Annotated in this window: 17 protein-coding genes and 1 riboswitch; of the genes, 2 read left to right on the top strand and 15 right to left on the bottom strand. The window is 71.6% G+C overall.

The features are described 5' to 3' along the window. Positions 1-163 precede the first annotated feature (163 nt). Together ACFVYR_RS26530 and ACFVYR_RS26535 are read left to right on the top strand one after the other, a co-directional pair. On the top strand, positions 164-934 hold the full coding sequence (locus ACFVYR_RS26530; RefSeq protein ID WP_384255521.1) for an ABC transporter ATP-binding protein: 771 nt from the start codon (positions 164-166) through the stop codon (positions 932-934). A 152-nt stretch (positions 935-1,086) separates the two neighbouring features. Further along, positions 1,087-3,618 (top strand): ABC transporter permease, encoded by a 2,532-nt coding sequence (locus tag ACFVYR_RS26535; RefSeq protein WP_384255519.1) that lies wholly within the window; start codon positions 1,087-1,089, stop codon positions 3,616-3,618. A gap of 122 nt (positions 3,619-3,740) precedes the next feature. Here the strand turns inward: ACFVYR_RS26535 and ACFVYR_RS26540 are convergent, their stop codons facing one another. The 15 genes from ACFVYR_RS26540 to ACFVYR_RS26610 all read right to left on the bottom strand — a co-directional run bounded on the left by ACFVYR_RS26540 (position 3,741) and on the right by ACFVYR_RS26610 (position 21,907). Then, positions 3,741-5,036, bottom strand: coding sequence for a class I SAM-dependent methyltransferase (locus ACFVYR_RS26540; RefSeq protein ID WP_384255516.1), 1,296 nt, complete (start codon positions 5,034-5,036; stop codon positions 3,741-3,743). A 279-nt stretch (positions 5,037-5,315) separates the two neighbouring features. Next, positions 5,316-6,719: an NAD(P)/FAD-dependent oxidoreductase gene (locus ACFVYR_RS26545; protein WP_384255514.1), complete on the bottom strand. Its 1,404-nt coding sequence runs from the start codon at positions 6,717-6,719 to the stop codon at positions 5,316-5,318. A gap of 805 nt (positions 6,720-7,524) precedes the next feature. Beyond that, the gene (locus ACFVYR_RS26550) at positions 7,525-8,466 is read right to left on the bottom strand and encodes an exopolyphosphatase (RefSeq protein ID WP_384255511.1); all 942 of its coding nucleotides are present in this window, start codon (positions 8,464-8,466) and stop codon (positions 7,525-7,527) included. Continuing rightward, positions 8,463-9,002, bottom strand: a complete 540-nt coding sequence (locus tag ACFVYR_RS26555; protein ID WP_384255509.1) for a DUF501 domain-containing protein — start codon at positions 9,000-9,002, stop codon at positions 8,463-8,465. Before ACFVYR_RS26555 ends, ACFVYR_RS26550 begins: the two co-directional genes overlap by 4 nt. Before the next feature lie 37 nt (positions 9,003-9,039). Beyond that, positions 9,040-9,519, bottom strand: coding sequence for a septum formation initiator family protein (locus ACFVYR_RS26560; protein WP_384255507.1), 480 nt, complete (start codon positions 9,517-9,519; stop codon positions 9,040-9,042). Between the two features lie 133 nt (positions 9,520-9,652). Then, on the bottom strand, positions 9,653-10,939 hold the full coding sequence (gene eno / locus ACFVYR_RS26565; protein ID WP_384255504.1) for a phosphopyruvate hydratase: 1,287 nt from the start codon (positions 10,937-10,939) through the stop codon (positions 9,653-9,655). Positions 10,940-11,282: 343 nt separating this feature from the next. Next, the gene (locus tag ACFVYR_RS26570) at positions 11,283-12,014 is read right to left on the bottom strand and encodes a transglycosylase family protein (protein WP_384255502.1); all 732 of its coding nucleotides are present in this window, start codon (positions 12,012-12,014) and stop codon (positions 11,283-11,285) included. A 4-nt stretch (positions 12,015-12,018) separates the two neighbouring features. Beyond that, positions 12,019-12,219, bottom strand: a riboswitch (cyclic di-AMP (ydaO/yuaA leader). A 194-nt stretch (positions 12,220-12,413) separates the two neighbouring features. Further along, positions 12,414-13,502 (bottom strand): transglycosylase family protein, encoded by a 1,089-nt coding sequence (locus ACFVYR_RS26575; protein ID WP_384255500.1) that lies wholly within the window; start codon positions 13,500-13,502, stop codon positions 12,414-12,416. A gap of 152 nt (positions 13,503-13,654) precedes the next feature. Then, positions 13,655-14,917, bottom strand: coding sequence for a cytochrome P450 (locus ACFVYR_RS26580; protein WP_384255497.1), 1,263 nt, complete (start codon positions 14,915-14,917; stop codon positions 13,655-13,657). Positions 14,918-14,933: 16 nt separating this feature from the next. Beyond that, on the bottom strand, positions 14,934-16,889 hold the full coding sequence (locus tag ACFVYR_RS26585) for a sel1 repeat family protein (protein WP_384255495.1): 1,956 nt from the start codon (positions 16,887-16,889) through the stop codon (positions 14,934-14,936). 42 nt (positions 16,890-16,931) lie between these two features. After that, positions 16,932-17,960, bottom strand: a complete 1,029-nt coding sequence (locus ACFVYR_RS26590) for a nucleoside triphosphate pyrophosphohydrolase (protein WP_384255493.1) — start codon at positions 17,958-17,960, stop codon at positions 16,932-16,934. A 58-nt stretch (positions 17,961-18,018) separates the two neighbouring features. Continuing rightward, positions 18,019-18,684: a SurA N-terminal domain-containing protein gene (locus tag ACFVYR_RS26595; protein WP_384255490.1), complete on the bottom strand. Its 666-nt coding sequence runs from the start codon at positions 18,682-18,684 to the stop codon at positions 18,019-18,021. 152 nt (positions 18,685-18,836) lie between these two features. After that, positions 18,837-20,390 (bottom strand): protein kinase, encoded by a 1,554-nt coding sequence (locus ACFVYR_RS26600; RefSeq protein ID WP_384255487.1) that lies wholly within the window; start codon positions 20,388-20,390, stop codon positions 18,837-18,839. A 2-nt stretch (positions 20,391-20,392) separates the two neighbouring features. Continuing rightward, a complete protein-coding gene (locus ACFVYR_RS26605; protein WP_384255485.1) occupies positions 20,393-20,977 on the bottom strand; it encodes a hypothetical protein in 585 nt (194 codons plus the stop codon). A gap of 186 nt (positions 20,978-21,163) precedes the next feature. Then, the gene (locus ACFVYR_RS26610; protein WP_384255482.1) at positions 21,164-21,907 is read right to left on the bottom strand and encodes an N-acetyltransferase; all 744 of its coding nucleotides are present in this window, start codon (positions 21,905-21,907) and stop codon (positions 21,164-21,166) included. Positions 21,908-22,160 lie beyond the last annotated feature (253 nt).

Here is a 22,160-nt window from a genome sequence, read left to right on the forward strand (position 1 = left end):
CTTTCCGCATCAGGGACACCTGTCATCCCCAGGTATGACAGGACGTCCTCAAGTCCGACTGGAGAGGGCCCCCGGAACCGGATCAGCGGGTGACTTCAGGGCGCTGATCGGCCAGGACGATGGAGTACGTCCCCACTCGTCGTACCGACAGGAGCACCGCCCCGTGACCACCACCCCCTTCGCCACCCGCGCCACCTCCGTGGCGGCGCGTGCCACGGATCTCTCCAAGGTGTACGGACAGGGCGAGACCCAGGTGGTCGCCCTGGACCGGGTGTCCGTCGACTTCGGGCAGGGCGAGTTCACCGCGATCATGGGTCCCTCGGGCTCCGGCAAGTCGACCCTGATGCACTGCGTCGCGGGTCTGGACTCCTTCAGCTCCGGTTCCGTACGCATAGGCGACACGGAGCTGTCCACGCTCAAGGACAAGCAGCTCACCAAGCTCCGCCGGGACAAGATCGGCTTCATCTTCCAGGCGTTCAATCTGCTGCCGACCCTGACGGCCCTGGAGAACATCACGCTGCCGATGGACATCGCGGGCCGCAAGCCGAACAAGCAGTGGGTCGAGCAGGTCATCGAGATGGTCGGCCTCTCCGGGCGCCTCAGCCACCGGCCCACCGAGCTCTCCGGCGGCCAGCAGCAGCGCGTCGCCGTGGCCCGCGCGCTCGCCTCCCAGCCGGAGATCATCTTCGGTGACGAGCCGACCGGAAACCTCGACTCGCGCTCGGGCGCCGAGGTCCTCGGCTTCCTGCGCAACTCCGTGCGCGACCTCGGCCAGACCGTCGTGATGGTCACCCACGACCCGGTGGCCGCCTCGTACGCGGACCGCGTGATCTTCCTCGCGGACGGGCGGGTCGTCGACGAGATGCACGGTCCCACGGCGGACGGGGTGCTCGACCGGATGAAGCACTTCGACGCGAAGGGTCGGACCAGCTAGTTCGTGGCTCGGCCTCGGGTGGTCCCCCACCGCCGTCGAGGCCCGGCATCCGTCGGGGCTGCGGGCCTTTCGTGGCTTGTCGCGCAGTTCCCCGCGCCCCTGGGAGGCCCCTGCGGGGCTCCCCCCTCTCACTTGACCCAGGACTCACACCCATGTTCCGTACCGCCCTGCGCAACGTAATGGCGCACAAAGCGCGGCTGCTGATGACCGTGCTCGCCGTCATGCTCGGCGTCGCCTTCGTCTCCGGCACCCTGGTCTTCACCGACACCTTCGGCAACGCCTACAAGAACAAGTCGGCGAAGAGCTTCGACCACGTCTCCGTGGCCGTCCAGTCCGACGGCAGCTCCTCGGACGAAGGCAGCTCCTCGGACGAAGGCGGCAAGCAGCGCTCCAGGCTCACCGACTCCCTCCTCAAGAAGACCCGGGAGCTGCCCGGCGCGGACTCCGCCATCGGGTCCGTCTCCGGCTTCACCGCCCTCGCCGACAAGGACGGCAAGCTGGTCGGCGGCGAGTGGGGCACCACCGGCACCAACTACTACCCGGGCAAGGACGGCAAGGACCCGCGCTACGCCTTCACCGCGGGCGCCGCCCCGAAGTCCGGCGGCGAGATCGCCCTGGACAGCAGGACCGCCGAGCGCACCGGCTTCACAGTGGGCGACAGCGTCCGCTACTCCACCGACGGACCGGTGCGTACCGCCAAGGTCAGCGGCGTCTTCGACACCGACGACGGCAGCGTGGTCGCGGGCGGCAGCATGGTGGTCTTCGACAACAAGACCGCGTTCAAGGCGCTCAACAAGTCCGGTTACGACGAGATCGACGTGAAGGCGGCCGCCGGCACCTCCGAGGCGGCCCTGAAGAGCGCGGTCGAGAAGATCTCGCCAAAGGACTCCTCGCTGATGACGGGCGGCGAGCTCAAGTCGCAGCAGGACGACATGATCGAGCGCGGGACCAGCTCGATGAGCCAGGTCCTGCTGATCTTCGCCGGCATCGCGCTCTTCGTCGGCATCTTCATCATCGCCAACACCTTCACCATGCTGGTCGCCCAGCGCACCAAGGAACTGGCCCTGATGCGGGCCGTCGGCGCCTCGCGCCGCCAGGTGACGCGCTCCGTACTCATCGAGGCGTTCCTCGTGGGCCTGGTCGCCGCCGTCGCGGGCTTCGCGCTCGGCATCGGCGTGGCCGTGGGCCTTCAGGCCCTGATGAACTCCGGCGGCGCCTCGCTGCCCGACGGCCCCCTCGTCATCGGCCCGACGACCGTGCTCGCCGCGCTCCTGATCGGTGTGGTCGTCACCATGCTGGCCGCCTGGCTGCCGGGCCGCCGCGCCGCCAGGATCCCGCCGGTCGCCGCCATGAACAGCGTCCACGCGACGCCGACGACGCGCGGCCTGGTCATCCGCAACACCATCGGTTCGGTCATCGTCGCCCTCGGCATGGTGCTGTTCTTCAACGACGACAACTACGTGATGGCTGGGGGCGCGGGCGTCATCCTCGTCGGCGTCATCGTCCTCACCCCGCTGCTGTCCCGCCCGTTCATCGCCGCCTCCGCGCCGCTTCTGAAGGCGTTCGGCGTCACCGGGAAGCTGTCCCGCCTCAACTCCGTCCGCAACCCGCGCCGCACCGCCTCCACCGCCGCCGCCCTGATGATCGGTCTCACCCTCATCACGGCGATGACGGTCATCGCGACCTCCATGAGCAGCGCCATCAACAAGATGGCGGCCGGTTCCATGAAGGCCGACTACAGCGTCTCCATGGCGAACTTCGAGCCGCTGACCCCCGAGGTCCGCGGGAAGCTGGACAAGATCCCCGAGGTCGAGGCGACCACGCCGCTGCGCACCGCGTACGGCGAGGCCGACGGCAGCTGGTCCACCGTCTCCGGCGTCGACCCGAAGACCTTCGGCAAGCTGATCGGTGTGGACTTCACCAGCGGCTCGGTGGACGGCCTCGCGGCCGGCGGCGCGCTCATCGACGAGGACACCGCCAAGGACAAGGGCCTGAAGGCGGGCGACACCTTCCCGCTGAAGTTCGACGACGACCACAAGACGGTCAAGCTGAAGGTCGCCGGGGTCTACGAGGGCAACGAGATGCTCAGCGGCGTCTTCGCGCCCACCTCCGTCGTCGACCCGCACCTCGACAAGGTCGTCGACAAGCAGGTGCTGGTGAAGATGAAGGACGGCACCTCCGACAAGGCCGAGGACGCCATCATCGACGCCCTGGGCGACAACCCCGCCATCACCGTCCAGGACAAGGACGCGATCAGCAACCAGGTCGCGGGCGCCATCAACATGATCCTCAACATGCTGTACGGCCTCCTGGCGATGGCCATCCTCATCGCGGTGCTCGGCGTCATCAACACCCTGGCCATGTCGGTCTTCGAGCGGAAGCACGAGATCGGGATGCTCCGGGCCATCGGCCTCGACCGCGCGAAGGTCAAGCAGATGGTGCGCCTCGAAGCGGTCATCATCTCCCTGTTCGGCGCGGTGCTCGGCATCGGTCTCGGCGTCTTCATGGGCTGGGCCGTGGGCACCAGCATCCGCGACTCGATGACGACGTACGCCATGGAGGTCCCGTACGCCCGCATCGCGCTCTTCCTGGCCCTCGCGGCCCTGGTCGGCGTCCTCGCGGCGATGTGGCCGGCCCGCAGCGCGGCGCGGCTGAATCCGCTGATGGCCATCAAGAGCGAGTAGCGCTCCCGCTAGGGGGGACCGGTTGAAGGGCCCCGGGCGAGATTCCTTGCCCGGGGCCCTTCGGCGCGTCCGGCGAGAACGCCGCTTCGCGGCTCGTCCTCAAACGCCGGACAGGCTGGATCTCACCGCCAGTCCCTGGCCCGCAAGGGCATTCCCGAAGCCCCCTCCTCCGGGGTCTTCACCGCAAGGACCTGGTTCACGCCGATGCGGTTGCGTTCGAAGGCCAGGGCTGAGGCGGCCATGTAGAGGCGCCAGATGCGGGCGCGGCCCGGTGAGGTGAGGCGCTGGCCCTCGGCCCAGTGCGCCTCCAGGTTCGCGACCCAGCGGCGCAGCGTGAGGGCGTAGTGCTCGCGGATGGCCTCCAGGTCGCGGACCTCGAAACCGGCCCGCTCCAGGAGCGCGACCGTGCTGCCCACGGGCGCCAGCTCCCCGTCGGGGAAGACGTACGCGTCGATGAACTCGTCCACGCTGTACGCCGATTCGTCGGCCTGCGGGCGCCGTGCGATCTGGTGGTTGAGCAGGCGTCCGCCGGGCTTGAGGAGGGCGTACAGGTCGTGCGCGTACTCCAGATAGCGCTCGGCGCCGACGTGTTCGGCCATGCCGATGGAGCTGATGGCGTCGTAGGGCCCGTCGCGCACGTCGCGGTAGTCCTGGACGCGGATCTCGATGCGGTCGGTGAGGCCCTCCTCGGCGATCCGCTTCCTGGCGTAGGCGGCCTGCTCCTGCGAGAGGGTCACGCCGACGACACTGACGCCGTGCTCGCGGGCCGCGTGGATCGCCATGGAGCCCCAGCCGCAGCCGACGTCGAGCAGGCGCATGCCGGGCTTGAGGGCGAGCTTGCGCGCCACGAGTTCGAGCTTGTCGCGCTGGGCGCCCTCCAAGGTGCTCTCGGGCGACTCCCAGTACGCGCAGGAGTAGACCATCGAGGGGCCGAGGACCAGCTCGTAGAAGTCGTTGCCGACGTCGTAGTGGTGGCTGATGGCCTGCCGGTCGCTGCCCTTGGTGTGCCGGTGGAGCCTGCCGTGCCTGCGCATCTCCTCGGGCGGCGGGGACGGCGGCAGGAAGGGCGCGGAGAGGGCGAACAGGGAGCGGGCGGCGGCGCGGACCTTCGGATCGCGCAGCGACTCCCGCAGGCCCCTGGCGTCGTCGCCCCGCTCCCAGATGAACTCCGCCATCAGGTCGAGGGCCGCGTACAGATCGCCGTCGACGTCCAGGTCGCCGGCCACCCAGGCGCGGGCCAGGCCCAGCTCGCCCGGCTTCCAGAGCAGATGTCTCAGGGCCCGGCGGCTCCGCACGACGAGGACGGGGGCGCCCGGCGGGCCCGCCTCCGACCCGTCCCAGGCGCGGATACGCACGGGCAGCGGGGCTCCGATGAGCTGCTCGGCGAGATTCTTCAGCCGCAGTGCGGCGTCCTGCATGACGCACACCTCCGAATGGGCCTCCTTCGCCCCGACGGAGTCGGAGTTCGGGCAGGCGGGTCCCGGGGACGGTCCAACACCACGTAAACACCAAAGGCCCCCGGGCGCAGTCCCGTTGCGGCGTCACGGTACGGCAAAATAGATGCCCATCCCATCTACCTGCCTCCGGCCCTCGGCTCCGGTCGCGGGTGCGGCCCTCTTCCTCCGGGTACGCCGAAGGGGGCCGCCCGCACCACGGATGGCGGGCGGCCCCCTTCGGGGTGGATCAGCGACGCGGGGTCAGGAGGCCTTGGCCTTCTCCTCGGCCTTGACCGCCGGGGCGGGCTCGGCCGCGGCCTGCGGCTTCGGGGCGGGCTTGGCCGCCTCGTAGAACTCCTCGCGCGGCGTCTCCATGGCGCCGAGCGAGACGACCTCGCGCTTGAGGAACATGCCGAGCGTCCAGTCCGCGAAGACGCGGATCTTGCGGTTGAACGTCGGCATCGCCATGCCGTGGTACGCGCGGTGCATGTACCAGGCGAGACGGCCCTTGAGCTTGATCTTCATCTTGCCCATGACGATCATCGCGACGCCCTTGTGCAGGCCGAGACCGGCGACCGCACCCTTGTTGGCGTGGCTGTACTCCTTCTGCGGGAAGCCCCGCATGCCGGAGATCACGTTGTCGCCGAGGACCTTGGCCTGGCGCAGCGCGTGCTGGGCGTTCGGCGGGCACCAGGCGTTCTCGTTGCCGGCCTTGCGGCCGACCACGTCCGGCACCTGGGCGTTGTCGCCCGCGGCCCAGATGTAGTCCGTGCCCTGCACCTGGAGCGTCGTCTGGGTGTCCACGTGGCCGCGCGGGCCGAGCGGCAGACCGAAGCGGGACAGCGCCGGGTTCGGCTTGACGCCCGCGGTCCACACGATCGTGTTGGAGTCGACCTCAAGGCCGTTGTTGAGGACCACGTGGCCGTCCACGCAGGAGTCCATGCCGGTCTTCAGGTAGACCTCGACGCCGCGGCCCTCGAGGTGCTCCTTGCCGTAGGCACCGAGCTTCGGGCCGACCTCGGGGAGGATCTTGTCGGCGACGTCGACCAGCACGAAGCGCATGTCCTCGCGCTTCACGTTGTTGTAGTACTTGGCCGCGTCGCGGGCCATGTCCTCGACCTCACCGATGGTCTCCGCACCCGCGAAGCCACCGCCGACGAAGACGAAGGTCAACGCCTTGCGGCGGACCTCCTCGTCCGTCGTGGAGTCGGCCTTGTCCAGCTGCTCGAGGACGTGGTTGCGCAGGCCGATGGCCTCCTCGATGCCCTTCATGCCGATGCCCTGCTCGGCGAGGCCGGGGATCGGGAAGGTGCGGGAGACCGCGCCCATCGCGATGACGAGGTAGTCGAAGGGCAGCTCGTACGCCTCGCCGACGAGCGGCGCGATCGTGGCCACCTTGCGGTCCTGGTCGATGGTGGTGACCCGGCCGGTGAGGACCTCGGCCCTCGGCAGTACGCGTCGCAGCGGTACGACGACATGCCGAGGCGAGATGCTGCCTGCGGCGGCTTCGGGGAGGAAAGGCTGGTAGGTCATGTACGACCGGGGGTCGACGACCGTGACGGTCGCCTCTCCGAAGCGCATCTTCTTGAGAATGCGCCGAGCTGCGTACAGGCCTACGTACCCACCGCCTACTACGAGGATCCTGGGACGCTCCGTGGTGCTCATGCCATCGAGTATCCACCCGCCGGACGGGGGTCGCTCGTGCGCCCCTTCACAAGCATGCACAGACCCTCTGCTACACTTCGCCGCCCACGTGACGGAGGTCATGGCGTCGCGAGGGAACCACGTCGCCTCGCGAGTCGTTGTCCACCCCTTGTGAGCTGCGCTCCGAGGCTCCGGCCCGGACTGGACCAACGCCCGGCGCCCCGCCCGGTCCCCACCCGCGAAGCCGTCCGGCCACGCGCTCCGGAGCCCCCTGGAGCCCCGCTCGGGCGCCCATCGCCCCTGAACCTCGCCCAACAGGGCCGTTTTCCTTGTGAAGAACTTCACGAACTTTCCCGACGGAGTGTCGCCGGAGCGCCTCTGGACCCCTCTGGCGACCGCTCAGACGGTACAGGTCCTGCTCAGGCGCACACCTGAGCACCGGTCGAGCCGTCAGGCGACGGCGTGCTCGATCGCCTCGAAAATGTCCGCGTCGGTCTCCCGCGGCCACTCGGGAAGCGCCGGCCAGTCGGCCGCACGGAGGAGCCACGCCCGTCCGCCACGAGGGAACGGCGACCGGGCGCGGGCGGCGTGGGGTCCTCAGGTCGTGGCTACGTCCAGGTGAGGCGTTGCCCATCGGGGCAAGCTCGGTGGTGAACGTCTCCGCTGACGACAGCCTCGGTCATGGATCGAGGCTGGCGGCGCTCCTGGGCCCGATTCGCCCTTGTACCCACCGTCGGGTGAACGTCCAGCGCGAAAGGCCGAGCGCCCCGGCACCCCGGCACCGCCAGAGGCGCCGGGGCCGCCGCATACCCGGGCAAGAACCCCCTCAGGCGATGGACCAGCCGATGCCGTCGAGAATGTCGTGCTCGCTGACCACGACCTCCCGCGCGCCCACCCTGTCCATGATCGCGAGCAGGACGAGGGAGCCCGCGGCGATGACGTCGACGCGGCCCGCGTGCATCACCGGGATCGCGGCGCGCTCGTCGTGCGTGGCGTGGGTCAGGCGGTGCACGATCTGCTTGACCTGGTCGTAGGGGATCCGGGAGTGGTGGATCGCCTGCGAGTCGTACGTGTCGAGGCCCAGCGCGATCGCGGCCACGGTCGTCACCGAGCCCGCCAGGCCCACCAGCGTGCGGGCCTCCTTGAGGGGGACCGTGCTCTCGGCGAGGTCGAGTGCCGCCTCGATGTCGGCGCGGATCGCGTCGAGCTGCTCGGGGGCCGGCGGGTCGGTGACGGCGCCGTCGCGTACGAGGTGGCGCTCGGTCATCCGGACGCAGCCGACGTCGACCGAGCGGGCCGCCAGGACGGAGTCGGTGCCGACCACGAACTCCGTGGAGCCGCCGCCGATGTCCACCACCAGGTAGGGCGTGGCGAGGTCGTCGCGGCCCGTCAGCTCCTTGGTCGCGCCGGTGAAGGAGAACTCCGCCTCCTCATCGCCGCTGATGACCTCGGGCTCGACGCCAAGGATGTCCAGGACGCCCTGGGCGAACTCGTCGCGGTTCTCGGCGTCGCGCGACGCGGAGGTGGCGACGAAGCGGACGCGTTCGGCGCCGTGCTCCTTGATGACGGCGGCGTACTCGCGGCAGGCCGCGAAGGTGCGCTCCAGCGCCTCGGGGGCGAGGCGGCCGGTCCTGTCCACGCCCTGGCCGAGGCGCACGATCTGCATCCGGCGGTCGAGGTCGACCAGCTCGCCGGTGGCCGGGTCGGCGTCCGCGACGAGAAGGCGGATCGAGTTCGTGCCGCAGTCGATGGCGGCGACCCTGGTCATGCGGTCTCCTCCTCGGGGGCCACGCACGGCGTCACGCACGGGCCCTTCGCCCACCACTCGGGCAGCATCGCGATGGCCTCGTCGCCCAGCGGGTTCACGCCGGGGCCCGCGGCCAGCGAGTGGCCGACCAGGACGTGCAGGCACTTCACGCGGTCCGGCATGCCGCCCGCGCTCGGGAAGCCCTCAAGGACCTCGATGGCGTCGCGGCGCGCGATGTAGTCCTCGTGCGCGGCGCGGTACGCGGCGGCCAGCTCCGGGTCCGTCGTGAGCCGCTCCGACATCTCCTTCATCACGCCGTTGGCCTCCAGCGTGCCGATCGCGGAAGCCGCCCGCGGGCACGTCAGGTAGTACGTCGTCGGGAACGGCGTGCCGTCCGGGAGGCGCGGCGCCGTCTCGACGACGTCCGGCTGCCCGCAGGGGCAGCGGTGCGCGATGGCCCGCAGGCCGCGCGGCGGGCGGCCGAGCTGCTGCTTGAAGGCCTCGACGTCGGCGTCGGTCGGCTCGGTGCGTTCGGTGGTCGGCGGGGGCGTTTCCATGCCTGTCTTTCGATAGTCCGTGGGTCAGTCGCGGGGGTCAGTCGTCGGGGCGGTCGGCCTTGTCGACGCCGTCCCAGACGTTCGAGTACCAGGGCCGCGCTGCCGCCCCCTGGTCCGCGCGCCGGCTCTTCGCCGCCGCGGGGTCGATCACCGTGAAACCGGTCTCGCCGGGCATCACGTAGTGCAGGCGGTCCCGGATGCGCTGCTCCGCGTACGCGTCGTCCTGCCAGCGGGCCTTCTCGTCGCGCAGCTTCTCGACGTCCGCCTGGTGCTCGGCCTGCTGCCGGCGCAGATCGTCGATCTCGGCGCGCTGCGAGACGTACTGCCGCATCGGGTACGCGAGCGCGACGACCAGCGAGCAGAGCACGAGCGCGAGGAGGGCGGCGCGGCCGGTGAGCCGGGAGCGGCGGGCCTGGCGCTTGGTCTGGGAGCGGTAGACGCGCTCGGCGGTCTGCTCCCCGAGCAGCCGGAGCCGGGTCGCGGTGGAGAACCGGTCCTTGGTCCCGGCCTTGGCCATGGTGCGGTCTCCCCAGAAGCAGCGCCTATACGTACGTACGTCCCCGCACACGGTACGGGACCGGGTGCGGGGACGTAGGTAACTACGTGGCTACGAGAGCTGCTCGGGCCATGCTTCGGCTGCGCGGGGCCTGCTACTCCGCGGAGCGGAAGCGCGGGAACGCGCTGCGTCCGGCGTAGACCGCGGCGTCGTCGAGGATCTCCTCGATGCGCAGGAGCTGGTTGTACTTGGCGACGCGCTCGGAGCGGGCCGGGGCGCCGGTCTTGATCTGGCCGCAGTTGGTGGCGACGGCCAGGTCGGCGATGGTGACGTCCTCGGTCTCGCCGGAGCGGTGCGACATCATGCACTTGAAGCCGCTGCGCTGGGCCATCTCGACGGCGTCCAGCGTCTCGGTCAGCGAGCCGATCTGGTTGACCTTGACGAGCAGGGCGTTGGCCGAGTTCTCCTCGATGCCGCGGGCCAGGCGCTCGGGGTTGGTGACGAACAGGTCGTCGCCGACGAGCTGCACCTTGTCGCCGAGCTGCTCGGTGATGGTGTTCCAGCCGGCCCAGTCGTCCTCGAACAGCGGGTCCTCGATGGAGACCAGCGGGTAGGAGGCGACGAGCTCCGCGTAGTACTCGGTCATCTCGGCGGCCGAGCGGGACTTGCCCTCGAACTCGTAGGAGCCGTCCTTGTAGAACTCGGACGCGGCGACGTCGAGGGCGAGCGCGACCTGCTCACCGGGGACGTAACCGGCCTGCTTGATGGCCTCGAGGATGAGGTCGAGCGCGGCGCGGTTGGAGTCGAGGTTCGGGGCGAAGCCGCCCTCGTCGCCGAGGCCGGTGGAGAGGCCCTTCTCCTTCAGCACCTTCTTGAGGGTGTGGTAGACCTCGGTGCCCCAGCGCAGGGCCTCGGAGAACGACTCGGCGCCGATCGGCGCGATCATGAACTCCTGGATGTCGACGTTCGAGTCGGCGTGCGACCCGCCGTTCAGGATGTTCATCATCGGGACGGGCAGCAGGTGCGCGTTCGGGCCGCCGAGGTAGCGGAACAGCGGCAGGTCGCTGGCCTCGGAGGCGGCGTGCGCGACGGCGAGCGAGACGCCGAGGATGGCGTTGGCGCCGAGCGAGCCCTTGTTGTCGGTGGCGTCCAGGTCGAACATGGCCTGGTCGATCAGGCGCTGCTCGGTGGCGTCGTAGCCGACCAGCTCCGGGCCGATCTGCTCGATGACGGCGAGGACGGCCTTCTCGACGCCCTTGCCCTGGTAACGGTTGGGGTCACCGTCACGGAGTTCGATGGCCTCGAAGGCACCGGTGGAGGCACCGGACGGGACGGCGGCACGACCGGTGCTGCCGTCGTCGAGGCCGACCTCGACCTCGACCGTGGGGTTGCCTCGGGAGTCCAGGATTTCCCGGGCTACGACGACGTCGATGGACGGCACGAGCATCTCCTTCTGGGATGTGACGCGTTTACGCGAGCCGCTTCGGCCCTGCGTCTCCTGAGCCTAACCGGCTCCGGGCCTTCAGCCAGCCGACCGCCCGTCCCGTGGGACGGACAAGAGGCCAAATCCCCGGGAAGCAGGACGGAGGACCACGTTTCTACTCGCTAGTAGCGAACACGCGGCGAACCCGGAGTCGTCGGCCGCGACGCGTCCGGGGACGTTTCCGGCGGCGGACATGGCCCCGCCCCGGTGCGTACGGGGGATACGCGCACCGGGGCGGGGAGCCCGTGGGGACGGGGCGGCCGTGCGTCCGCCGAAGCACGGCCGGGTGGGGCCGCAGCGACTAGCTGAGGTGCAGCTGCTGGCCCGGGTAGATGAAGTCGGCGTCGCTGATGATGTCGCCGTTCAGCTTGTAGACCTTCTGCCAGCCGCCCTTGACGTGGTGCGACTCGGCGATCTTGGACAGGGTGTCGCCCGTCTTGACCTTGTACTCGCCGTCACCCTTCTTGACCGTCTTGCCGGTCGGGGTCTCGACGGTCTTCTTGGACTCGGTCTGCGGCGCGGGCTGCGGCTTCGGAGCGGCCTGCTGCTGCGGAGCCGCCTGCTGCTTGGGCGCAGCCTGCTGCTGCGTCTGCGGCTGCGGCTTCTGCTGGCGCTGCTGCTGCGGGGCCTGCGTCTGCGAGCCGCCGCCACTGCTGGGCGAGGCGCCCGAGAGGCCGACGCCGCAGGACGGCCAGGCGCCCTTGCCCTGGCTCGCGAGGACCTTCTCGGCGATTTCGATCTGCTGGGCCTTGGAGGCCTTGTCGGCGGTCGGCGCGTACTTCGTACCGCCGTACGCGGCCCAGGTGGAGGGCGAGAACTGCAGACCACCCTGGTAACCGTTGCCGGTGTTGATGGACCAGTTACCGCCGGACTCGCACTGGGCGACGGCGTCCCACTCCTGGCCGGTGGCGGCGTTGGCCGAACCGGCCGCCATCAGCGGGGCGGCGACAGCGGCGCCGGTCACGCCGACGAGCGTGGCGACACGGGTGGCCTTGGACGGGCGACGGTGCTTGCCCTTGCCGGAAAGCAGCATGAGTTGATCCCCTACACCGACGCCTGCGAGGTGAGCTGTCGGGTTCGGGCCGATGTGGTTGCCCGGTCGCCCTCCTTGAGCGCGACTCCACCCCTAGCCGTTCCCGTCCGTCCCGCGGCGCAGCCTGATGGCTGCTCAGCCGCTCGACGGACGGAACCGGCGCAAACCTTGGTTCCCCCGCTCCTGCCCACGGCGCTCGAAGCGACGACTGTTCCCGTCCGGCCGTTGGCAGGATTCGGCGTACCGACCGGCGGGGCTCACCAGTGGCGAGCGGTGACGACGGTAATCACGTCTTCCACACAATTTCAAAGACGATCACGGCTTCTGAGACCCATGTCTCACTTACGCCAAACCGGGCATACGACGCGAAGGCCCCGGCCGACTCTTCGTCAACTACCGTTACTTTTCGCCCAGATCGAGGCTCTGACCGGGAAGAATGAGGTCCGGGTCGGTGCCGACGGTCTTCTTGTTCTCGGTGTAGAGCTCGTGCCAACCGCCCTTCACGTCGAGGTCGTCCGCGATGCGCGAGAGGTTGTCCCCCGAACGCACCGTGTACGTCCCGTCGGCGACCGCGCCGGTGCGCTCCTCGCCGCGCGAGGCGTGCCGTCCGGGACGGCCGCCGGCGCTCTCGCTCTCGTCCGCGCGGTCGCCGCGGTGGCGGCCGGAGGAGCCGTCGGAGCCCTCCGAGGGGGCCGTCGCGTCCTCGGAGCCGGGCGAAGTGCCGCCCTCACCGCCGGACTTGCCCGAGCCGTCCGGGCCGCCCTCGCCGTCCTCCTCGTCCGCCCCGCCCTTGCCGGGATCGGCGTCCGTACCGGCCTTACCGCCCTTGTCGTCCTTTTCGCCGGACTCGTCGTGATTCTTCTCTCGCGCGTCGGCGTCGGTCCCGGGCGTGTCGCTCGCGTCGTCGGAGGGGTCGTCCGAATCCGCCGCGTCCGCCGAACCCGCCGGGTCCGAGGGCTCGTCGGACCGTTCGTCCTTCTTCTCGGAGTCCTTGGACCCCTTGGCGTCCGCCGAATCCTTGGGAGCCTTGGAGCCCTTGGAGTCCGAGGAGTCCGACGAGCCGGACGGCTCCTGCTCGATGGGGGCGCCCGGGTCGACGTCGGCCGCGGCGCCGCCGTCGGTGAGTCCGGCGATCGGGGCGCAGCTCGGCCAGGCGGCGGTGCCCTTCGCGTCGAGGACGTTCTCGGCGACGGCTATCTGCTGGGACTTGGAGGCCTGGTCGGCGCTGGGCGCGTAGGCGAGGCCGCCGTGGCTCTCCCAGGTCTCCTGGGAGAGCTGGAGCCCTCCGTAATAGCCGTTGCCGGGGTTCGCGCTCCACGCGCCGCCGCTCTCGCACTGGGCGAGCTTGTCCCACGTGTCGGTGGAGGCGGCGCTCGCGCTGGTGGCGGCGAGCAGCGGGATGGCGATGGCTGATCCGGTGACGCCTGCCGCGACGATGAGAGCCGGGGCCTGGCGGGGGCGTCGGTGACGACCTTGACCGGAGAGCATGCGGTTGCCTTTCAGGAGACTGCAGCGAACGGCTGGGGCGCCCGGGGGCGCCCAAGTCGTCGTGAACGTAGCCGCAGTCGAACGCTTGTCACAAGTCGATGCAGCGGAGATCACGTGAACATCACAGTCCTGACGGCCCGTCAGCCGGGCCGTCACCGCTGTGCGTCTGTGAACTCCACCGGCAGCGTGCGCAGTCCCCGCATGATGAGCCCGCCACGCCACCGCAAATCGGCGGGTTCCACCGCGAGTTGCAGGTCGGGAAGGCGTCTGAGCAGCGTCGCGAGGGCGGTCCTGCCCTCCAGGCGGGCCAGCGGGGCGCCGAGACAGTAGTGGATTCCGTGCCCGTATCCGAGGTGTTGGTTATCACTGCGCGAAAGGTCGAGGGTGTCGGGCCGGTCGAAGCGGGCCGGGTCGCGGTCCGCGGCGGCGAGCACCACGAGGACGGGGTCGCCCGCGGCGATGTCCTCGCCGCCGATGGTGAGCGCCTCGGTCGCGAACCGCCAGGTGGCGAGCTCCACGGGCCCGTCGAAGCGGAGCAGTTCCTCGACACCGGTCTCCAGGAGCCCGGTGTCGCCATCCGCCAGCGCCCGCTGCAGCCGCTCGCGCTGTTCGGGGTGGGTGAGGAGCGCGTACAGGCCGTTGCCGATGAGGTTGACGGTGGTCTCGAAGCCGGCGAAGAGAAGGATGAAGGCCATGGCGGCGGCCTCGTTCTCGGTGAGGTGCTCGCCGTGGTCGGAGGCCTTGATGAGACCGGAGATGAGGTCGTCGCCCGGGTCGAGGCGCTTCCTGTGGATGAGCTCGGCGAGGTAGCCGCGCATCTTCTTCACCGAGCGGGCCACGCCGCCCCGGGGCCCGCCGCCGTGGCGGATCATCATGCCCGCCCAGTCGCGGAAGTCGTCCTGGTCCTCGCGGGGGACGCCGAGCAGGTCGCAGATGGCGTAGATGGGCAGGGGGAAGGCGAACTCGTGGATGAGGTCGGTGCCGCCCCGCCCCGCACCGTGCTCGGCGACGATCGAGTCGATGAGCCGGTCCGTCAGCTCCTGCACGCGGGGCGCGAACTCGGCCACGCGGCGCGGCGTGAACGCCTTCGCGACGAGCCGGCGCAGCCGGGTGTGGTCCGGCGGGTCGATGTTGAGCAGATGCGTCATCAGCTCGGCCTTGCGCTCACCGGGGATGCCGGTCTTGCCCTTGGCGTGCGCGGGCTCGTCGTGATGCGCCGGATTCTTGCTGAGCCGCTGGTCGGCGAGGGCGTCGCGCGCGTCCGCGTACCGGGTGACGAGCCACGCCTCGACCCCGCTGGGGAGCGTGGTGCGGTGCACGGGAGAGTTCTCGCGCAGCCAGGCGTACGCCGGGTAGGGGTCGGTGGCGAACTCCCAGGTGAAGAGTTCGGGCTGCGGGGGCGGCTGGTCGTGCATGCGGTCGACGGTATCCCTAGGGCGGATCCGGTTCCCGTCCGGTCGGGCGCAGCAGGCCCTTGAGGCGGTGGGCCGCCGCCTCGTCGCCGTCGGCCGCGGCGATGCGGAAGTAGTGGACGGCCAGGTGCTGGTGGACCTGGCCGAGGAGGGCGGCCGCCCCGGCCTCGCCCGCGTCGGCGGCGGCCGTCAGGTGGGGGACCGCTTCCGGGTACGCGACGCGGGTGGCGAGGAGGTGGCCGAGGCGGCCGGCGGCGCGGGTGTTCCCGCGGGCCGCGGCCTCCCGGAACCAGTGCTCGGCGCTCTCCGTCTCCCCCTCGTCCTGGGCCAGCTGGCCGAGCCACGTCATGACGTGGGCGTCCCCGCCCTCGGCGCGGGGCGTCAGGGCCGCGCGGAAGGCGGCCACCAGGCCCTCCAGCTCGGCCGGGTCGTGCGGCTCCAGCTCCTCGTACGCGCGGGTCCACACGCGGTCCGGCACCGCCGGGTCCGAGCGGGCCGCGTCCGCGACCAGCGAGCCGTACGCCCGCCAGGTGCCGGGCCACTCCCCCGGTACGAGCAGGCCGGTCACGCCGTGCCGGGGCGCGGTGGCCCAGGCGAGCGCCTCCTCGAAGGGTTCCCCGGCCGTGTCGGCCGCCACCGGCTCGTACTCCTGCCTGATCTGCCTCAGCAGCTTGGGCGTGACGCCCCGGGTGAGCCCGCACCGCGCGAGGTCGATCGCGGCGCGCACCAGGAGGTGTCCGAGCAGCCGCCCGCCCGCGCGCCGCGCCCTGCGCCACTCCTCCCACAGGTCGGGGCCGAGTGCGAGGAACTCCGTGATGCCCAGGTCCCCGCGCCACCGGACGGCGTCCGTGAAGCGCGGGTCGTCGACCGTCGCGAGCCGCGCCAGCTCCGCCTCGCTCCACTCGGCGGCGACCTCGACCGTCTGCGCGACGCTCAGCACGCGGGCGCCCGGATGCTGTCCGAAGCGATGTCTGTCGTACGCCTCGTCCCGCATCGTCGCCAGGACCAGGACGCGGTCGTGGGTGAGCTGGGCGAGGACACCGGGGGTGCCGGGCTCCGCGAGGTGGCCGTCGAGGTCGTCGAGCCACACGATGTGGGTGCCCGTGGCGTCGCGGCCCCGGAGCTGGTCGGGCAGGTCGCGCAGGTCCGTTCCGCCGCCCGCGACGAAGACCCGGGAGTCCTCCGGCACGCTCGCCCGCAGGGCCGCCCACGCCGTGGAGGTCTTTCCGGACAGGGGCGCGCCTGTGACGATGACGAGGCCGCCGTGGTGCGCGGCCTGCCGCAGGAGGACGGACAGCTCCGCGTCGCAGTCCCGTGCGACGTAGGGAGGCAGGGCCTTCACCCAGGTGAAGCGGCGGGTGGGGCGCACGCCGAGGCCCAGGCGGCGCAGCTGGTCGACGCGGGGCCAGCTGTCGGCGGGGGCGGTGTGCGGGGGCGTGGGCGGGGCGGGCGGCGCGTTGACGGTGAGGGACTGGATGGAGCCGGCCTGCACGACGGCGCTCTGCGCGCCGCCGGTGACGGAGTTCCGCGCGGCGGGTTCGGCCGGTGCGTCGGAGTCCTCCGCGCTCGTGGCCCGGGTGTACCAGGCGGGGGGCGCGTAGTCGATCTCGACGTGCCCGGTGGCGTCGGCCGTGCCGGGCTCGGCGCCGGCCGCCGGGGGCAGGGCACGGCCGGAGTCGAGGTCCAGGGAGGCCATGACGAGCCGCAGGCGGCCCTCCCGCACCCGCCCGCCGGTCCGCAGGCAATGGAGCACGACCCCGGCCCAGGCCGCCCGCAGCCGTTCCGGGTCCACGGTCTGCCTCTTCGCGCGCATCCTGTCGACGTCGAGGTCGGTGTCGGCCCCCACGACACGCGAGTGCCGGAAGAACATCACGAACGCGTCCCGGGTCGTCTCCCAGCGGTCCTCGTCCCCCTGCATCGCCGCCACGAGGACGTCGGCCGCCTCGGCGGCCAGTACCTCCGACTCCGCTGCCACACAAGCCCCCACGCCCTCGTACCGCTTGAGGGGGCAACCGTACTAAGCGCCCGCCCCCTCCGCCGCCCGCACCGCGTCCCGGTAGGCGCGTGCGGCAGCGCGGAGGGCGGTCTCCGGGTCGACGCCCTCGGACTCGGCCCGCAGGGCCAGGGCGAGCAGCTCGTATCCGACGCCGTCCCCGGTGGGCACGTCGACCTCAAGTCCCGCCGTGCGTACACGCGATGCCAGCTTCGCGGCCAAGGCCAGGCCGGGCTGGCCGAGCGGGATGCCCTCGGTGACCGAGGTGCGCCGCTTCTCCTGCGCCTTCGTGCGCAGCCAGTGCGCCTTGACGTCCTCCGGGGTCAGCGCCGTGTCGTCGCCGAAGACGTGCGGGTGGCGGTGGATGAGCTTCTCGACGATGCCTGCCGCCACGTCGTCGATGGAGAACGGCTCCTCACCCGGCTCGCCGGAGCCCTCCTCGGCGATCCGCGCGTGGAAGACGACCTGGAGCAGCACGTCGCCGAGCTCCTCGCGCAGTTCCTCCCTGTCGCCCTCCTCGATCGCCTCGACCAGCTCGTACGCCTCCTCCAGCGCGTACTTCGCCAGGCCCTTGTGGGTCTGCTGCGAGGTCCAGGGGCACTCCTCGCGGATCCGGTCCATCACCTGGACGAGGTCGAGCAGGCGGGCGCCCGGCAGGTCGTACGAGGCGGGGAGGAGCTCCAGGTCCGGCATGGCGACGCGGCCCGAGCCCGCGAGCCGGGCCAGGCCGTCCGTCAGCGCGGACTCGCCGTCGTCGGCGGCGACGACCAGGACCGTGCGACCGCCTGCGCAGGCGTCCACCAGCTCCTGCGCACCGGGCGCCGCCTGCTCGACGCGCACACCGGCCTCGCGCAGGTACGGCAGCTGGGGGTGGTCCGCGTCGGCGCACAGCACCTCGTCCGCGCCGTGCAGCGCCTGCCAGGCGGGCCAGGACAGGAGTCCGGGCGCGACACGGTGGCTGGTGGTCAGCAGGATGACGCGGCCGACGGCGGTGTCAGGGGTGCCGGGGGCGTCGGGCGCGTCGGCCGGGGGCGTGGTCTCGGTCTCGTTCACCCGTCGAACGTAACCCAGCCCGCCGACACCACCCCGGCCCCCGCTCCCCCACCGCCTGCTACGCTCGCCCGCCCTGCGCCGTCCCCGCGTCGGTGACCTCGCGCAGCCAGGGCGTCTTCGTGTCCCCGCGCTTGTTCTTGTCGACGTCCCACGTGCCGTAGCGCGGGTTCAGGTCGATGTCGAGCTTCTTGGAGGCGCTGGAGAGTGCCTTCCAGAAGACCGCCTGGCCCTGGGGCGAGTTCATGTCCGCGCCCAGCTTCCGTGCGAGCTTCTGCGCCTCGATCTCCGTGCGCAGACTGTCCTCCAGGTGGTCCGGGGCGACGCTGTACTGCTGCAGCCAGCCGCGCTCCAGGGCCTTGCGGCCACCGGCCTGCTGTTCGAGCCCGGCCCGCATCGTCTGGATGTCGCGGCGCGTGACGCTCACCCCGGCGTCGGTGGCCGCGCGGTGCAGGACCTTGTCCAGGACCATGGTGTGCAGCGTGCTGCGGGTGAGGCCGCCGGACTTGGCGATGGCCTGCGAGTACTGCGCGTCGTCGGGGACGGCGGCACGCTGCGCCGCGCGCACCTCGTTCACCCGGCCCTCCAGCTGCGCGACCGTGATGCGGTCCCCGCCGACGACGGCGGCGGCGCCTGGGTGCGCGTCGCTGCCGCAGGCGGTCAGGAGGGGGGCCGCGGCGATCGCGGCGGCGGAGAGGACGAGCGCTGTGCGACGACGGCGGTGCAAGGAGGGCCTCCCAGGGAGAGATTGTGCGGCGGTGCACAAAGTCTTGCGGTGATCGATGTTAGGCAGTGGCCGTCGTCCCGGCCAGCCATTCGACATCTATTCGACCAACGATTTCCCGGGAGTTGGGGCACCCTCCGCCGCACTGGAGGGGCTTACCCGCGCACCTGTCCGAGCCACTGCAGCGTGCGCCGGATCTCCGCGGGGAACGGGTGCCCGGGTCCTTGCAGCATCTCTGCGTCGTACAGCAGCCGGTTCAGGGTGTCGTGCGCGGCGGCCCGGTCGCCGAGGGCGAGGAGCAGGTGGCCGATGCGGCGGCGGATCTCCAGGGAGTGGCGGCGGTCCTCGGTCGCGTACTGGTTCTCGTAGTAGGGGAGCAGGGCGCGGTACTCGGCGAGGGCCGCCACCGGTTCGCCGAGCTGCTCCAGGCAGTGCGCGGCGTCGTGGCGGAACTGGAGCGCCTGCGGGTCGGCACGGCCGGACTCGGCGGTCCGCTCGTCGGCCAGGCGCCGCAGCTCGGGCAGGGCGCGGCGGTACTGGCCGTCGTCCATGAGCGTGGCGGCGTACTGCTTGCGCAGGGTGCGGACGACGGGTGAGTGCTCGCCGTGCCGGGCGGCGGCGTCCGGGAGGATCGCGCCGAGGATGTCGACGGCCTGCGTGATGCGGCCCTCGCCGAGGAGCCGCTTGACGTCCTCGACGGCCTGGGCGAGGTCCTGGCGCGGCGGCGCGTCCGGCGGGCGCGGCGGCATGCCGGGGGCGGGCGCGGGCGTCGCCGCGCGGTCCGGCCACGGTGCGTGCGGGCGGAGGAAGGGGCGGGTGGGGTCGAGCGGGCGGCCCGAGGGGACGCCGCGGGCGGGCAGCAGCGGCACCAGCTCCTCGTACACCTCCTGGGCGCTGGAGTGGCGGTGCTCCGGGTCCTTGGCGAGCAGCCGCAGGACGAGGGCCTCCAGGGCCTGTGGCACCTCGGGGCGCAGCCGGCGGACCGGCAGCGGCGGCTCGTAGAGGTGGCGATGGAGCACGCCGAGCGCGGTGGATCCGGAGAACGGCACGTCGCCGCTGAGCAGTTCGTGCAGGAGTACGCCGAGTGCGTACAGGTCGGTGTACGGGCCGACCGCGCCGCCCATGGCCTGCTCGGGGGCCATGTAGGCGGGGCTGCCGATGGGCGAGCCGGTGTGGGTGAGGCGGGTGGTGTCGGTGTCCATGACCGAGGCGATGCCGAGGTCCAGGACGGTGAGGGTGCCGTCCTGCTTGACCATGACGTTCCGCGGCTTGAGGTCGCGGTGGACGATGGGCACGGCGTGCACCGCGCAGAGCACGGCGCAGAGTTGGGCGGCGACGGCGACGGCCCACTGCCACGGGTAGGGGGCGTGTCCGGCGAGGTGGTCGCCGAGGTCCGCGCCGTCGACGTACTGCATGACGAGGTAGAGGTCGTCGCCCTCGCTGCCCGCGTCGTACACGGTGACCAGGCCGGGGTGGTCGACCTGCGCGGTGACGCGGCACTCGCGCGCGAAGCGGCGGCGCAGTTCCTCGGCCTCGGCGCCCGCGACGCGGTCGGGGCGGAGCAGCTTCACGGCGACGCGGCGGTCCAGGCGCTGGTCGTACGCCGTCCAGACCTGGCCCATGCCGCCCTGGCCGATGAGCGTGGAGAGTTCGTAGCGCCCGGCGACGACGCGGCCCGCCGCCGTCCCCGGCGGCGTACCCGGTGACACGGTCAGCTGCCGCCTTCCTGCTTGCGCAGGTAGTCGCTGAGCTCGTCGAGTTCGGCGCGGACCTGGTTGATGCGGGCGGGGGCGGGACGCGCGGGCGGCGGCGGGGGCGGGGTGGGCTGCTGCGGGTAGCCGTAACCGTGCTCCGGCCGGGTCTGGAGCTGGGCGTGGGCCTGGGCGTGTGCCTGGGGTTGCGGCGGTATGCAGCCGGTGAACCGCGGTTGCCGGTCCGCGGAGAGGCGGCCGAAGTGGCGGATGTCCGCGAAGAGGTAGTAGGCGACGGCGGCCGTCATCGTGCACAGCAGGACGATCATGCCCGCGCTGCCCGGCTCCTGGAACTCCTCCTCGCCCGGGTCCATGCCGATCAGCACCAGGGCCGTGATGTCGAGCGCCGTCACGACGGTGAAGAGCAGCCAGTCATGCGCCTTGCGCGTCACGAACGCGAGCCGCAGCATCGGCGCCCAGCCGAGCATCCCGCACGTCATCACCGCGAGCGCCACGAACACCACGCGCCACGTCACCCGTGTGCCGCCGGAGCCGCCGGGAGGGGGCGGCGGCTGGTGCGGTGACGCATAGCCGGGGCCGTGCATGGCTGCTCCTGGTACCTCAAGACGGACGAATGCGGATTCGAGCGTATAGGCCCGCGCCGGGTACCGGTCCCGGGTTGTACCGAACCGTTGCCGTACTGGTCACCTGGTCACCGCCGCCCCCGGTCGCCGCCGCCACGGGAGTGAACCCTTCCGTCACTTTCGTGGCGCAGGAGTCCCGCCGTCCCCTCAGCAGGCGTGCCGTATCCAGACGTTCGGCTCGACGTACACGGCGTAGCCGCGCGCCGGGTCGCAGTGGACCGGCACCAGTGCGCCCGGCACCTCGACCGGGCCCTCCTCGTCGAAGGGCAGCCCGGTCCACTCGCGCCACTGCGCGGTCGATCCCGACACCGTCATGGAGGCGTGCGCGATCTTGTCGATGACGCCGCCCGCCCGCACGTGCACCCGCAGCCACGGGTCGCGGGGGAGGCCGTCCTCGCGGGTGCGGTACGCGTACTCGTCGATCAGCGCGGCCGGTTCGCGGTGCTTGGCGTTGGGGCGTACGGGCGCGACGACCTCGCCGAAGCCGCGGGCGCGGGCGTTGTCCCGCATCGCGGCGAGCATCCGGCCCGATATCCCCTTGCCCTGCTCGGCGGGGTCGACGGTGATCTCGATGGCGCTGACCGTGTCCGCCTCCTTGCCGTGCCGCAGGTCGGAGAAGGCCCACAGCAGCACCTGGTCCCAGCCGCCGTCGGGCAGTTCGCCGCCGGTGCGGGCGCGCAAGGCGAGCGGGACGCTGAAGCCGCGGGCCACGACCTTGCCCTCGTCGTCGGTGGCGACCAGGACGTACTCCGGGAAGTCCGCGGTGATCCGGCCGATCAGCGACCAGCCGACGGGGTCGTGCTGGATGAACGGCGGCCAGTCCTGGGGCATGGCCCAGAGCGGCTCCTTGAGGTCGGGGCGCTCGGAGAGGGGGGTGATCTTCAGGGGCATGTTCAGCACGGTACGCGTTCCGCGGGGTGGGCGGAATTTGATTTCTGCGGGGCCGTTTGGGCTGGTCGCGCAGTTCCTCGCGGGCCCCTTCGGGGGGTGTTCGTCGTGTGTTTGCTGCGGCGCCGTTGTGGCTGGGCGCGCAGTTCCCCGCGCCCCTTGCGGGGGCATCGGGCTTCTTGTCTTCTGCGGGCTCGTTGTGGCTGGGCGCGCAGTTCCTCGCGCCCCTTTTGGGGGCGTCCAGTCGTTGTTTTCT

Source organism: Streptomyces sp. NPDC058284, assembly GCF_042881135.1.
In the GTDB taxonomy this organism is placed as follows: Bacteria; Actinomycetota; Actinomycetes; order Streptomycetales; family Streptomycetaceae; genus Streptomyces.

Excerpts from the sequence above, each read along its gene's own strand:
- ACFVYR_RS26535 (WP_384255519.1), top strand. The coding sequence starts at position 1,087 with ATGTTCCGTACCGCCCTGCGCAACGTAATGGCGCACAAAGCGCGGCTG.
- ACFVYR_RS26540 (WP_384255516.1), bottom strand. The coding sequence starts at position 5,036 with ATGCAGGACGCCGCACTGCGGCTGAAGAATCTCGCCGAGCAGCTCATC.
- ACFVYR_RS26545 (WP_384255514.1), bottom strand. The coding sequence starts at position 6,719 with ATGAGCACCACGGAGCGTCCCAGGATCCTCGTAGTAGGCGGTGGGTAC.
- ACFVYR_RS26550 (WP_384255511.1), bottom strand. The coding sequence starts at position 8,466 with ATGACCAGGGTCGCCGCCATCGACTGCGGCACGAACTCGATCCGCCTT.
- ACFVYR_RS26555 (WP_384255509.1), bottom strand. The coding sequence starts at position 9,002 with ATGGAAACGCCCCCGCCGACCACCGAACGCACCGAGCCGACCGACGCC.
- ACFVYR_RS26560 (WP_384255507.1), bottom strand. The coding sequence starts at position 9,519 with ATGGCCAAGGCCGGGACCAAGGACCGGTTCTCCACCGCGACCCGGCTC.
- ACFVYR_RS26570 (WP_384255502.1), bottom strand. The coding sequence starts at position 12,014 with ATGCTGCTTTCCGGCAAGGGCAAGCACCGTCGCCCGTCCAAGGCCACC.
- ACFVYR_RS26575 (WP_384255500.1), bottom strand. The coding sequence starts at position 13,502 with ATGCTCTCCGGTCAAGGTCGTCACCGACGCCCCCGCCAGGCCCCGGCT.
- ACFVYR_RS26580 (WP_384255497.1), bottom strand. The coding sequence starts at position 14,917 with ATGCACGACCAGCCGCCCCCGCAGCCCGAACTCTTCACCTGGGAGTTC.
- ACFVYR_RS26605 (WP_384255485.1), bottom strand. The coding sequence starts at position 20,977 with ATGCACGGCCCCGGCTATGCGTCACCGCACCAGCCGCCGCCCCCTCCC.
- ACFVYR_RS26610 (WP_384255482.1), bottom strand. The coding sequence starts at position 21,907 with ATGCCCCTGAAGATCACCCCCCTCTCCGAGCGCCCCGACCTCAAGGAG.